Origin of the sequence: Paenibacillus sp. FSL H7-0442, from assembly GCF_038593105.1 — a bacterium.
GTDB lineage: Bacteria > Bacillota > Bacilli > Paenibacillales > Paenibacillaceae > Paenibacillus > Paenibacillus polymyxa_D.
In genome coordinates, this window is the sequence record NZ_CP151963.1 from 2,941,391 (window position 1) to 2,955,299 (window position 13,909).

Here is a 13,909-nt window from a genome sequence, read left to right on the forward strand (position 1 = left end):
GAAACCATTGATAACTCCTAAAGGTTCCTGATTATTGTTACACATTAAATAATGTGTTTTTTCGATCACCAAATAAATAAGTTCTTAAATTATTCCCCCCAAAAATTAAAATCAGTTGATATTTTTGGGGAGTACTTTGTGTCATGGATAAAAGGACGACAGGATAATCGCCCTTTTATCCATGACAGGTTGCATTTAATACCGTCCATTATGACAGAGGCTATTACTTAGCGTATTTAGCCATTACAATATTTCGATATACCCTTCGGTTCCATGCACGCGAATTCGTTGCCCATCTTTTATCAGTTTGGTCGCATTCTCCACTCCGACAACGGCTGGCAAGCCATATTCACGTGCGATAACGGCTCCATGGGTCATCAGTCCACCCACCTCCGTAACCAAGCCTTTTATGGATAAAAACAATGGAGTCCAGCTAGGATCGGTAAAGGCGGTGACTAGTATATCGCCATCTTCCAGATCAGCCCCTTCTATATTCAGGATCACACGTGCCCGCCCCTCTACAATACCCGAAGAAACAGCGAGGCCTACAATAGCTTCGGCAGGGATATTTTCTCGTTTGTACTGACCCGTAATGATTTCGCCATCAGACGTGATAACACGTGGCGGAGTTAGTTTTTCATATAATCTGTACTCATCTTTTCGTTTGTCGATGACCTGGTAATCCAGTTTATTTGTGCGTATGGTTTCCTGCAATTCTTCAAAAGCGAGATAGTAAATATCTTCTTTTTCATGAAGAACGTTGGCTTGTACGAGTCGTTCCGCTTCCTTTAGTAAAGCCTGTTTATAAATAAAATAGCGACTAACAATGTCGTATTTCGGATATTCACGATAACCGATGAAGTTCCGGATCAGGTCGATCATTTGTTTTGTCTCTTCGGCTTTTTGTTCACCACCCGGTAATTGTTTCAATCGGGCTAATAAGTCCTGTTCTTTGTTCAAAGCTTCCTGTCGCCCTTGCTCAAACTTTCGTTTACTGGCGCCAGGATCAAGGTTTTTGATGTTACTGAGGATCATAGGTACCAGTGTACTTGGTTTTTCACTCCAGCGTGTTCTTGTAATATCGATCTCCCCGGCACATCGCATTCCATATTTGTCGAGATAAACAGCAATAGCATCACGCACCTGCTGCCCACCTTCGAATTGAACCAGTTCATCCAAAAAGTTATCATCCTTTACCTGTTGTAAATACTCAATTATTTCCGGATAGGGACGAATCACATCTGCAACATCCAGTAGCTCCATACCCATTTCCGAAGTGACGTTGTTAGGTACAGATAGGGAAAGTGTGTCTGCTACGTTTTTTTCACCTAACCATTCATTCATTTTTTCATTGATCCATGCTGAAGCATGCATGGCGGCCATAATCACATTCAAATTTTTCAGTTCTGACGCTCGCTGCCTCCGTTGCTGCATATCTTCCAGGATACAATCAAATACATCCAATCCTGATTTCGTTTGGATATTATGTTTTAATGCTGATAACGATGTCTCACTACTCTTAATCAAAACAGCAACAATTTCCGGGTCGTTTCCTGCTTCTTCCAGAATATCCGCAGACGACATACCCTTATGGCTTTTAACGGGCCCCGGTTCGCTTGTGTCATATGGGTCCGATTTTATAAAATCTCCCCGCTCTATGATGGTAATAAGCGCGTCTTTTATGAGCGGATCGGAGTGCCCTAGAACATCCAATAAATTTTGCCTGCCAGTCGGTGAAGCCAGGCCCATCGTGATATCCACAAACAGCCTTCCGCCACCAGTTCTAAACATGGGCGTGGCACCTGTTAATATCCAAACAGATATCCCCAGTGGTTTAATAGGATCAGTCATCATTTGCTGATGGCCGACAGATACATACACGTGATTCTCCTGGTCATTTGCTTCAGGAATGGGATATAAAGTGGTGATCGGCCGGCTCTGGACAATATAAAATGTATCATCAGCCAAACACCATTCGATGTCTTGGGGGCAGCCGAAGTGTTCTTCGATCTGTCTTCCAATTCGTGCCAGTTGTAAAATTTGTTGTTCCGTAAGGGTTTGAGTCCTTTGCTGATCGAGATCAATTTGCTGAGTCTCTGTTCCGCCTTCTCTTCGCCCATAGATAGCCAATTTTTTGGTTGCTATCCTCTTATCGACGATTTCCCCTTCCTGTACTTGATAACAATCGGCAGAGACTAAGCCAGAGACCAGTGCTTCTCCAAGTCCGAAACTGGCATCGATAGAGAGCAGCTTTCGGTTGCAAGTGATGGGATCAGCGGTAAATAAAATCCCTGAAGCCTGTGGGAACACCATTCTTTGAACGATAACAGATAAATAAACTTGGCTGTGATCAAATCCATTCTGCATTCGGTAAATTACCGCGCGTTCCGTAAATAAAGAAGCCCAACATTTGCGGATATGCTCCAAGATGGATTCTTTGCCGATAATATTTAAATAAGTGTCTTGTTGACCAGCAAAAGAAGCATGTGGCAAATCCTCAGCGGTCGCACTAGAACGCACGGCATAAGCATATTCATCGCCAAACTGGGAGAGATAGTGAGCAACTGCTTTCACAACATCGGAAGGAATGGCTACTTCCATAATGGCCTGTCGAATCTTCTTGCTGATTTCATAAATTTGTTCTCGATCTTCTACTTTAAGCGTAGTTAGCCGATCCAACAAAGCATGAATCATTTCGTTTTGTTCGATGGCTTTTTGATATCCCACTGTTGTAACACAAAACCCTTCTGGCACTTGTATTCCTTCCATTTTGGTTAATGCCCCTAAGTGTAGCCCTTTTCCACCAACAAGCAAAAGCTGAGTGTTATCCATTTCTTGAAAATCGAGAACCAGTGAATTCATTCAACATCTCTCCTAACCATTAAATTGAGAAAAAAACATTTGACAAGAGTTTAGCGGCATGGTAAGATTTAATTGTAAGATGTGTTATTTATGTCTACTACATCTTTATAAAAGATAATCTGATTATATCATCGTGTCTGTTTTATATGCAATATAAAAGAACCTGATAAAACTATCCAGGTTCTTTTTTGATTTCCGCTATCACTTCTTAAAATAAAAAAAGCCGCGATTTCGCAGCAATGAATGGGATGAAATTCTTATTACCCGACAGGTGCTGCATGACATAGAATATTATCTCATTCCAAGTCGATCTACCTTACAACACCTGCTTTGCTCGATCAAACAAATTCCGATAGAAAACCTGTCCACGAGTAGACTTCTTCGAATTGTTGGATACGCTTCAAAATACGTTTGTTCTAGCTTTGCAAAAGCCGGTACAGCAGCGCCTCTCCCTTATTCTCAAACGTTCGCTGTGTTTCCAGAAATTCAGGCACCTCTATCAGCCGAGAGGGTCTGTACCCGGGGCCACCACAGCCGCAGGAGTGGTAAGTGTATCCTTGTTGATATAGTAGCTCTACCTTTTTCCACTGTTTGATATCCGTTTGCTTCGGGGCCTGAAAATCATGACCCATGTCATGCATGGATGCCTGGCATTGCGGACAGACATGGACAATCCGTTCATATTCATCCTTCGGCATTTCAAACCGTGATGTCTGCTTATATACTTTCCTGCAGGTAAAGCAGGCAAAGATATCTTTATATGGGCCGCATATTGCATATCTACACATACGGTTACCCCCTTTATAATCTAGAATTGGTCTGGCATTTTTCACTTAAATCATAGAAATATTTCAGTATTTTTTCAATTGACATGTATACAAGTCTGAAAACTCCTGTGAGAATTCCTCCAGTTTGGCCACCGCCTGACGGTAAATAACAATACTCACGAGCAAAAACGGAATGACAAAGGCCAGCTCGTTTCCGCCCATAAATTTTGCTGCAGTCTCGCATTTCTTACTCGCTCTTTCACCGATATATCCAACTCGTAGAACAGCCTCCATGACTCCCCCACTTCCTCAATATTCATACAAGTTAATTTAAGCTAGCCGCCTTATTTCTTGATATAATCAGCGAACTTCCGAAGAAAATCGAGCGAATGGATATCCTCTCTAAGATGATGATGAACCAGATCATCCATTTTGGTTGTTTCCTTATTCAGCATGTATTCAAGCATAGCTTGGTGCTCATGCCAGATGCCCATCAGCTTCCCTGTTTCCAGCATATGCAGCTTGCGATATCTGATATAGTGAACATTTGACTGCTGAATGAGCTGCCAAAGAAACTCCCGCCCCACCAATTGGAACATGGTTTGGTGGAACTGATCATCCAAACTGAGAAATTGATCCGTCGCATGATCTTCTTCGATCACAGCTCTCTGTCTGTCCAGAATATCGCTCAGCTCCTGCACATCGCTTAATGTAATTTGCGAAGAAAGCTCCTTCATAATCTCCTTTTCCAATGCGCTTCTTAAGTAAATAATTTGCTCAACGGACTCCAGATCAATATAGGACACAATGTTCCCCTTCTTGGGATAAATATCAATGTAGGACTCGAGCGCAAGCCACTTTAATACATCGCGTAGCGGAGTTCTGGACAGCTGGAAGCGTTCTGACAAAGTCGTCTCACTCAGTAGAGTACCCGGCTTTAAAGTCAGTGACAAAATATCATTTTTCAAAAGCTGCTTGATTTCTTCTTTCGTCAACATTTCATTCCTACCTTCACTTTATAAATCTAGAACTATTATAAAGCATTTTGAGGTGATAAATCCCTTTATAATTATCATTGACAAGAACAAACCCTATAATTTATGATCAACTCAATCTTGTATACAAGACAGACGAATATAATCAGGGAGGTATCGTTATGAATATGACCTGGAGATGGTATGGAGAAGGCAACGACAATATTACGCTGGACCATATCCGGCAAATTCCTGGAGTTATGGGCATTGTCTGGTCTTTACATGATAAGGTAGCTGGTGAAGTATGGGAAATGGAGCGAATTCAGGAGGTAGCTGATCAGATTACGAGCAAGGGCTTCAGTTCGGCGGTCGTAGAAAGTGTAAATGTCCACGATGATATCAAAATCGGCCTACCATCCCGCGATCAATATATTGACATTTATATCGACACCATTCGAAAATTAGCCAAAGTGGGAGTTAAGGTGATTTGCTATAACTTTATGCCTGTCTTTGACTGGACCAGAACAGAGCTGTACAAGGAACTGCCTGACGGGTCCAATGCCCTCTTTTATGAAAAGGCTGCCATTACTGATGATCCCCGCCAAATGGTGGATCGGATTCTCAAGGGAGCTGGGAAGTTCACCATGCCTGGCTGGGAACCGGAACGGTTGGCGAGACTGGATGAACTTTTTGCTGCTTATGCGGATGTCACAGAAGACAAGTTGTTTGACAACCTAAAGTATTTTCTTGAGCGCATCATCCCGGTCTGCGAGGAGTCTGACATCAAGATGGCCATTCATCCTGATGATCCAGCATGGCCCATCTTCGGATTGCCGAGAATTGTCCGGAGTCGTGAGACCATCCGGCGCATCCTAGACGCAGTGAGCAGTCCATATAATGGTCTAACCTTCTGCACAGGCTCACTGGGAAGCAATCCTGAGAATGATTTACCAGCCATGATTCGGGAGTTTCATGATCGTATTCATTTTGCGCATATTCGTAATGTCAAGGTGTTTGAGAATGGAGACTTTATTGAAGTGTCACACCGCGGGAAGGACGGAAGCGTCGATGTACCGGAAATAGTTAGAGCTTATCACGAGAACGGCTATCAGGGATATGTACGTCCAGATCACGGTAGACATCTATGGGGGGAAGAAAAGAATTGTCGGCCAGGCTATGGTTTGTATGACCGTGCACTGGGAGTTATGTACTTACTTGGTGTCTGGGATAGTCTCGCTCAAGGCAAAGGAGTGAAATAAATGCTCCAACTTGACCGGAAAGGCCTTTTAGATAAGGCGGCCTGGGAAGCAGCAGGTATTGAATTGCCGAAATATGATCTGGAGCTTGTAGCCCATAACACCCGACTTAGACCGCAATGGGTGCATTTTGGCGCAGGCAATATTTTTCGAGGGTTGATAGCCAATGCGCAGCAACAACTGCTGAATAACTTGAAAGCGGATACAGGTATTATTGCAGCCGAAGCCTTTGATTTTGAAATGATCGACAAAGCCTATAAGCCTTACGACAATTTAACCTTACTGGTGCTGATGAGTGCAGACGGAAGATTTCACAAGAGCGTGGTCGCAAGCATCGTTGAGGAAATCGCGGCAGAACAGAATCGTCCAGACGACTACCTCCGTCTGATTGAAATATTTGAGAATCCGTCCCTGCAGATGGCCAGCTTTACTGTCACGGAAAAAGGATACGCTCTGACCGGGCCCGACGGCAAGTATCTGGCTGTTGTAGAGAGGGATTTGATGAATGGCCCTGAACAACCAGCGCATGTGATGAGCATAGCTACTTCGCTTGCCTATCGGCGTTATCTAAAGGGGCGACTTCCAATGACTTTTGTGAGCATGGATAATTGCTCCCATAACGGCGATCTGTTAAAGGATAGTATGATTGCCATCGCCAAGGAGTGGACTCGCAGAGGCCTGGTAAAGGAAGGATTTGCAGACTATCTGCAGAATGAGGAGAAAATAACCTTCCCCCTGACCATGATCGACAAAATTACCCCCCGCCCTTCCTTGCAAGTACAGTCTGCTCTTCAGGAACTGGGGTTAGCCGACATGGAGTTAATCGTTACCTCCAGGCATACGTATACGGCTCCCTTTGTCAATGCTGAGGTTAGCGAGTATTTGGTCATTGAAGACAAGTTTACGAACGGGAGACCTGCACTGGAGGAAGCTGGTATCATTTTCACGAATCGGGATACAGTGGACAAAGTGGAGAAGATGAAAGTCACTACCTGTCTCAATCCGCTGCATACAGCGCTGGCGCTAGCTGGGTGTCTGCTTGGGTATGAGCTTATTGCAGATGAAATGAAGGATCACACATTACGTCGTCTGGTGGAAACTATCGGCTACAAGGAAGGGTTGCCTGTTGTAGTTGATCCCGGTATTATTCAACCGAAACCATTTATTGATGAGGTATTGCAGGAACGCTTCGCCAATCCCTATATTCCGGATACGCCACAGCGGATTGCAACAGATACCTCTCAAAAGATGAGCATCCGTTTTGGTGAAACCATAAAGTCTTATGTTGGCACAGTAGGACTTGATCCTACGAACTTGACTGCTATTCCCTTGACCATTGCGATCTGGTGTCGCTATTTGCTGGGAGTGGATGATCAAGGAGAACCCTTCACACTCAGTCCGGACCCGTTACTGGATACGTTGCAGGGATATTTGAAGAATACGAAGCTGGGCGATCAGACCTCCGAGGTTCGCTGCCTCCTCGAAGATGACAAACTGTTCGGTGTCCGATTATATGAAATTGGTCTGGGCGACAAGATTGAAGCCATGTTTCATGAAATGCTGGCAGGTCCCGGAGCAGTCCGAAGCACGATAGAAAAGTATGTGAACTAGAAATTACTTAGAAGGTCACAATCACTTTGCCTTGAGAGTGGCCCGTCGACACTTTAATCAGCGCCTTGTTAATGTCACCAAACGTATAAGTTGAATCTAAAGAGGGCTTAATATTTTCTTTTTCAACAAGTTTAGTGATTTCTTGTAATTGACTTCCATTGTCTTGCACAAATAAAAAGCGATATTCATTTTGATTCTTGCGTGCTAAAGAATCTAAGCGAGCACCCACTAGACCAAACAATGCTTTTTTCCACATTGGAAAATGATTGTCAACCGCAAAGCGATAATTAGGTCCGGCTTTCAATGATACCAATTTCCCTTGTGGTTTTAAAATACCCAGTTCAGCTTTGATCTCTTTGGTCCCCAAGGTGTCGATCACATAATCGATTTCGGACAGTATGTTAGCATAATTCTCTGCCTTATAATTTATGAACTGATCAGCCCCGATCGACATTGTACGTGATCTGCTTCTTTCACTTCCACTTGTAATAACAAATAACCCCAGTGATTTGGCAATGGGGATTGCCATAGCGCCAAATCCTCCGGTTCCTCCAGGAATGAATAGCTTTTTATTCGGCTGGACATGGAGTACATCGTGCAATGCTTGATAAGCAGTCAAGGCAGTAAGGGGTACAGCAGCAGCTTCAATAAAAGATAGATTTTCAGGCATGATGGATAAAGCATCTTCATTTACGGCCGCATACTCGGCAAAAGCACCGATTTTATTAAGCGGCAACCTCGTATAAACAGAGTCACCAACCTTAAAATTCAAAACATCATCACCAACAGCTTCAATAACCCCAGATAGTTCATTTCCTAAAGTTAATGGCAACTTATAGTCAGCAATCATCCGAACACTACCATTCAAATTTAGGATATCCAGTGGATTTACACCTGCTGCCTTTACTTTGACAAGCACCTCATGGTTGTTGATCTGTGGCATGTCAACATCATTTAACTCCACTTGGATTTTTTTTGAATATTTCTGTATTTGTGCTGCTCTCATATTCATCCTCTTCCTTTGCTAATTTGGAGATAGCATAACCATGAAACTATTGGCTAAAAACATGGCGTACAATTTACGGTTGTACGCCATGTTCCACTCTTTTGCTATTGTAGTCCCTCTTGCGGTTCTAATTCTCGTATCGTCGGATAGTCCGTGTAACCTTTACTCCCCAGACCAAAAAATGTTGTCGGGTCTGCTTCGTTCAATGGCGCTCCTTTTTGAAGTCGTTCCACCAAATCTGGATTGGCTAATGACCACACACCAACGGGCACCATATCAGCAAGGCCACTATCTAAATCCGTGCTAAGATCTTCCAGAGCCCGTCCTGCACGATTGACTAACAATGGATTCGTCCATATTGAGCGAATGTCTTGGAGCAGCTTTTCATTTCCTAGATGCATGACATGAAGGTAAGCTAGATCCAATTGAGCTAATTCCTTTACAAGATAGCGATAAAGTTCAGGACCTTGTTCTCCGTCTTGGATCCCACCTAGAGGTGTCCCTGGCGAAATACGGAAGCCTGTTGCTTCTGCTCCAATTTCTTCGACGATGGCTTTTGTTAATTCGATCGCAAAGCGAGCACGATTTTCTATAGATCCCCCGTATTGATCTGTTCGTGTATTCGAGTTTTCTCCGATAAATTGATTAATCAGATAACCATTGGCTCCATGAATTTCAACGCCATCCGCACCTGCTTTAATAGCCGCTGCTGCTGCTTTCCGGAAATCTGCTATAGTCGTTTGAATGTACTCTACACTTAACTCACGGGGAACGGGGATTTCCTGCATACCTTTAGCAGTAAACATCTCTACACCAGGCGCGATTGCAGATGGTGCAACAGGTTGGCGATGATGTGGTGTATTATCAGGATGCGACATACGACCAGCATGCATTAACTGAATATACATATATCCACCTGCTTCGTGCACTGCATCGGTAACCTTTTTCCATCCTTCAATATGTTTATCCGTATAAATCCCAGGTGTCCATAAGTACCCTTGACCATCATCAGAAGGTTGTGTACCCTCCGTAATAATGAGTCCCATTGACGCTCGTTGAGCATAATAAAGAGATGTTAGCTCTCCCGGTGTGCCATCTTCTTGCGATCTGCTACGTGTCATTGGTGCCATTGCTAAACGATGTGGCAGCTCCATTTTTCCAATCTTCGTTTTACTCCACAACTTTTTCATTGGATACTCTCCTCTTTCAATAAACTCAACAGATCTATAAATTGAATTTAAAATTCTGAAATGATCGGATATATTTGACCTCTGAGATTGAAATTATAGTTCTGGTCTACAATCCCTACCCCTTCGTTGCTGTCATAAAGATCCACCATGAAGCCCGCCATTTGTTTGGCAGTGTGGTACTTAGGCATGTTTGCTTTATAATCAAAATCTTCTGCATCTAATGATTTCTTCACAAATTCCGTTTCTGTTATAGCTGGTGCCAAAACCTTTGCCTTTAGTTTTGCACCTTTTATTTCTAGTTCTTTTGCAAGTCCTTCTGTGAAGGCACTAACGTAATACTTAGATGCAGAATAAGTAACACTCCCAACAGCAATGGCATATCCGAGTCCAGATGAAACGTTAATTAACTGAGTTCCTTCTACATCAGCATAATCTCGTACATATAGTGTAGAAAGGATGGTCAAAGCTTCGATATTAACACGTAACATGGTTTCAACTTTATCTAAATTCTGTTCTGCTACAAAAGAAGATTCACCGAGTCCCGCATTGTTTATCCAGGTCTCAATTTGGTATTCCTTTAAATCGTTATATAGTGTGTAGGCTTGATCTGTAACAGACAGGTCACTTGTATGAACAATAACATTTACATTAGGGTCAATATTGTGAATTGCTGATTTGAGTTCTTCTAATTTATCAAATCTTCTAGCTACCAAGATTAGGTTTTTGCCACGTGCCGCAAATGCCAATGACGTTTCATATCCAATCCCCGAGCTTGCTCCTGTAATAACTGTATACTTCATAATATTCTCTCCTTCATAACATGCATATTAGTGTAAATAAGTTTTAAAGACGATTTTAGAACGAACATTCTTATTAGGGTAAAAAAAACAGTTAGATCTGACTTGCTATTAGCATATCAATTTTAGAACGAACAATAAAGAATTTTTTCGTGGCTAAGAATTGTAATTTTGGAGCGGTATTCCTTGACATGTTTGAGGCGTAAGATACAAGTTCTTTCTTATGTTAGAGGGACAAGAAAAAACTTGTATCACGGAAACAAACAGTCCTCCATTGAGGTAACTCCTTTTGCCTGTCATGCTGTAATTTCACTTTTAATCTAAAGCGGTCAGTGTCATATCAATAATATTCTTTAATTTTTGCTGATCCGTTGTTGTCTTAACCAACGTACGTAGCCCTAACCACGCATTCATTAAATAATGAGAAATAACTACAGGATCCAAGTCAGCCTTGAATTCACCCGATTGTTGACCCTTCAGAACAAGGTTAGTCAAGAGTTCCTCAGTTCGCGAATAACTTTCATCAACTAAGGATGCAACTTCAGGATCCAACACGCCGAGTTCCACACCTGAATTCACGAGAAAACACCCTAGAGGTTCTCCTTCGTTTCTTACTGTCGCCTCAAACAACTCCCGAATTGATTCTTTGATCGGTTTTTGTTTTTCAATCAGAAACCTCATTTTGCTGGTCTGCTTCGTTTCATATCGTTCGAGAGCTTTCATAAATAAGGCATGCTTATCCCCAAAGGTATCATAGATACTTCTTCGGTGAATGCCCATAAACTCAACCAAATCTTGCATTGAAGTTTTCTCATATCCTTGTGCCCAAAACAGGTGTATCGCTTTATCTAATACTTCATTAACTTCAAATTCTTTTGATCTTGCCATCGTCATCACCTCGAATATTCATTATACAATTTAGTGAAGGATCGGCAAACTAGATTTAAAATATGTGAATACATTACAGCTATGAGGTCTGTCTTATATATTTAACCCAGGATTCTTCGTTTGTCTGCTTGTAACCAATCAGGCGTCCATCCTTTTTCCAGGGCATCCAGGGTTACTCCTGGCGGAACGATAGCATCTATCACATCCAGAATATCAGTGCTTAATCGAATGTCACTGCCTTTTAACGTTTCACGTAGTTGCTCAATTGTTCTTGCCCCCACTATAGCAGAAGTAACTGACGAATGAGCTTGTGTAAATGCCATGGCAAGATGAGGCAAAGTTAATCCTGCTTCATTTGCAAGGGTTTGGAGCTTAGCAACGGCTTCGAACTTGGTTCGGTTTTCTTCTCGATTTGGGTCTACAACAGTTGAAAGTTTCCCTAGAGAACTCGCTGCTCTTGAATCTGGGGCAACCGCTTCTCCTGAGCGGTATTTTCCCGTTAGTAGACCACCCGAAAGTGGGCTCCAAACCATTACGCCCATTCCATATTTTGCAGTTGCAGCAAGCAAATCGAATTCGATACTCCGATTCACAATGGAATATGGGGCTTGCTCGGATACAAAGCGTGCTGTATTTTTACGTTCGCTAGTCCACTGTGCTTCGGTCACTTGCCATGCCTGAAAATTGGATGTACCAATATAGCGAATCTTCCCTTCACGAACCAGGTCCGTAAGTGCGTCAAGACTCTCTTCAATATCGGTATGGATATCTGGCTGATGTAGTTGGTACAAATCGATATAGTCCGTTTGCAACCTTCTCAAGCTTCCCTCTACTGCACGCTTAATCCAATATTTAGAGTTACCGGATTGATTAAGCCCACTGTCCATGGGCATTCCGCCTTTCGTGGCCAGTATAACATCCTGTCTGCGTCCTTTTAGGATCTGACCCAGAATTTCTTCGGATTGACCACTTGAATAGACATCCGCTGTATCGATCAGATTAATGCCTCCAGCCAAAGCCTCATCTAACATGACTGCAGCTTCTTTCTCCGTATTGTTGCCCCAAAAACCAAAAGTACCTGTACCTAATACAAAACTGCTTATTTTAAGGCCTGTATTTCCTAATACACGATATTCCATGTTCAATCCATCCCTTCTCCATCTATTATATTAAGAATGATCATTCTAATATGCATAGAAGAGCACCACGGCAAGATCTCACACTCACACCACTCCCCATAACTTTTGGCTTCTTATCCGTGTACTCCTCCCACGCCAACAATATAACATATCTAGAACGACCGGTAAAGAATGATTTTATACCCGCAATTAAAATCCTTCCTGAAAATGAACTAAGAAGACTCCAAGCCCCGGTCAAAACGGAGCTGGAGTCTTCTTTTTAATAGAAATGAACATTCAAAGCGGGATGTAAAATTTACATTAGTTTACACATCTAACGTATACAAGGGCAGGTTTTCCGGTAAAGCCGCCGGGCGCTGACATGTGCTCTGCATTGTATAAAAGGTCTGCTGATCGGAAGAATCATGGAACGCCCACATCGCTTCCAGCACATGGTAGGCCAGTTCTCCACTAGCGCGGTGAGGCCGTCCGCTGCGGATAGCGTAGGCCATATCGGCAACACCGATGCCCCGTGTATTCTCCTGGTATCCTGGCAGCAGCGGTACCTCTGTCCATTCTTGCTCGCCTAGCAGCCTATAGCGAACTGGCCCTCCGAACGTGTTCGGGTCAGGCACCTGCAGCGTGCCATGAGTACCGTAAACCTCAATCGGTGGCAGAGTGCTTCCACCAAAGATGTCAAAGCTGGTAATCAGCGTACCGACAGCTCCCTGCTTAAAGCGCAGCAACCCGGCCACATGGGTCGGAATATCGACTGGGATAGTCTGGCCTTTCTTTTTCTCGCTCGTAATCGTTCGCTGGTCCATCGCCTTGCCTGTCATGCCCGAAATGGCAGCAATCGGACCCAGCATTTGCACCAGAGCCGTCAAATAATAAGGGCCCATATCAAACATTGGACCGCCGCCGACTGCATAATAAAATTCAGGATCAGGATGCCAATGTTCATGTCCACGGCTCATCATGAAAGCCGTAGCGGCTACCGGACTCCCAATGACTCCGTCTTCAATCAGCTTCAATGATGTCTGTATACCGGAACCGAAGAAGGTCTCTGGTGCGCAGCCGACAAGCAGTCCCTTTTGATGAGCAAGATCCAAGACAGCCTGACCCTGCTCACGGGTGACGGCAAGTGGCTTCTCCACATAGACATGCTTGCCTGCCTCAAGAGCTCTGAGACATACGTCGGCGTGAACGCCCGGAATGGTCAAATTAATGATGAGTTCGATCTCCGGATCAGCCAAAATCTCATCTACCGAATATACATGCGGAACGTTGAACGCTACCGCCTGCTCCTCTGCCCGACCTTGGTCCAGATCCGCTACAGCGTACAGCTCCAGAATGTCGAAACGATGGCAATTTTCCATGTAAATTCCGCTAATTTTACCACACCCGATAATGCCTACTTTCATTTTGTTCATGCCTAGA

Annotated in this window: 12 protein-coding genes; 2 read left to right on the top strand and 10 right to left on the bottom strand. The window is 43.4% G+C overall.

What is annotated here, in order from left to right; all coding sequences use genetic code 11:
- Window positions 1-243: 243 nt before the first annotated feature.
- The 4 genes from ppsA to MHH57_RS12740 all read right to left on the bottom strand — a co-directional run bounded on the left by ppsA (window position 244) and on the right by MHH57_RS12740 (window position 4,627).
- Window positions 244-2,862: a phosphoenolpyruvate synthase gene (gene ppsA / locus MHH57_RS12725; RefSeq protein ID WP_039273092.1), complete on the bottom strand. Its 2,619-nt coding sequence runs from the start codon at window positions 2,860-2,862 to the stop codon at window positions 244-246.
- 416 nt (window positions 2,863-3,278) lie between these two features.
- Window positions 3,279-3,650 (bottom strand): hypothetical protein, encoded by a 372-nt coding sequence (locus MHH57_RS12730; RefSeq protein ID WP_029515195.1) that lies wholly within the window; start codon window positions 3,648-3,650, stop codon window positions 3,279-3,281.
- A 63-nt stretch (window positions 3,651-3,713) separates the two neighbouring features.
- Window positions 3,714-3,923: a hypothetical protein gene (locus MHH57_RS12735; protein WP_029515189.1), complete on the bottom strand. Its 210-nt coding sequence runs from the start codon at window positions 3,921-3,923 to the stop codon at window positions 3,714-3,716.
- 50 nt (window positions 3,924-3,973) lie between these two features.
- Window positions 3,974-4,627, bottom strand: a complete 654-nt coding sequence (locus MHH57_RS12740; RefSeq protein ID WP_029515188.1) for a GntR family transcriptional regulator — start codon at window positions 4,625-4,627, stop codon at window positions 3,974-3,976.
- Between the two features lie 158 nt (window positions 4,628-4,785).
- Between MHH57_RS12740 and uxuA the strand changes: the two genes are divergently transcribed.
- Complete coding sequence (uxuA, locus tag MHH57_RS12745; RefSeq protein WP_029515187.1) at window positions 4,786-5,862, top strand: mannonate dehydratase; 1,077 nt, start codon at window positions 4,786-4,788, stop codon at window positions 5,860-5,862.
- Window positions 5,863-7,470 (top strand): mannitol dehydrogenase family protein, encoded by a 1,608-nt coding sequence (locus MHH57_RS12750; protein ID WP_069011847.1) that lies wholly within the window; start codon window positions 5,863-5,865, stop codon window positions 7,468-7,470.
- A 7-nt stretch (window positions 7,471-7,477) separates the two neighbouring features.
- Here the strand turns inward: MHH57_RS12750 and MHH57_RS12755 are convergent, their stop codons facing one another.
- The 6 genes from MHH57_RS12755 to MHH57_RS12780 all read right to left on the bottom strand — a co-directional run bounded on the left by MHH57_RS12755 (window position 7,478) and on the right by MHH57_RS12780 (window position 13,902).
- Entirely contained in the window at window positions 7,478-8,476 is a 999-nt protein-coding gene (locus MHH57_RS12755) for an NADP-dependent oxidoreductase (protein ID WP_342434173.1), read from the bottom strand.
- A gap of 104 nt (window positions 8,477-8,580) precedes the next feature.
- Entirely contained in the window at window positions 8,581-9,666 is a 1,086-nt protein-coding gene (locus MHH57_RS12760) for an alkene reductase (protein ID WP_342434174.1), read from the bottom strand.
- Window positions 9,667-9,713: 47 nt separating this feature from the next.
- Window positions 9,714-10,466 carry an SDR family NAD(P)-dependent oxidoreductase gene (locus MHH57_RS12765; protein ID WP_029515182.1) on the bottom strand — a complete coding sequence of 251 codons (753 nt, stop codon included), beginning with the start codon at window positions 10,464-10,466 and terminating at the stop codon, window positions 9,714-9,716.
- A 312-nt stretch (window positions 10,467-10,778) separates the two neighbouring features.
- Complete coding sequence (locus tag MHH57_RS12770) at window positions 10,779-11,351, bottom strand: TetR/AcrR family transcriptional regulator (protein WP_029515180.1); 573 nt, start codon at window positions 11,349-11,351, stop codon at window positions 10,779-10,781.
- A 101-nt stretch (window positions 11,352-11,452) separates the two neighbouring features.
- Window positions 11,453-12,490 (bottom strand): aldo/keto reductase, encoded by a 1,038-nt coding sequence (locus MHH57_RS12775; protein ID WP_342434175.1) that lies wholly within the window; start codon window positions 12,488-12,490, stop codon window positions 11,453-11,455.
- 305 nt (window positions 12,491-12,795) lie between these two features.
- Window positions 12,796-13,902 (bottom strand): Gfo/Idh/MocA family oxidoreductase, encoded by a 1,107-nt coding sequence (locus tag MHH57_RS12780; RefSeq protein WP_029515177.1) that lies wholly within the window; start codon window positions 13,900-13,902, stop codon window positions 12,796-12,798.
- Between the last annotated feature and the right edge of the window lie 7 nt (window positions 13,903-13,909).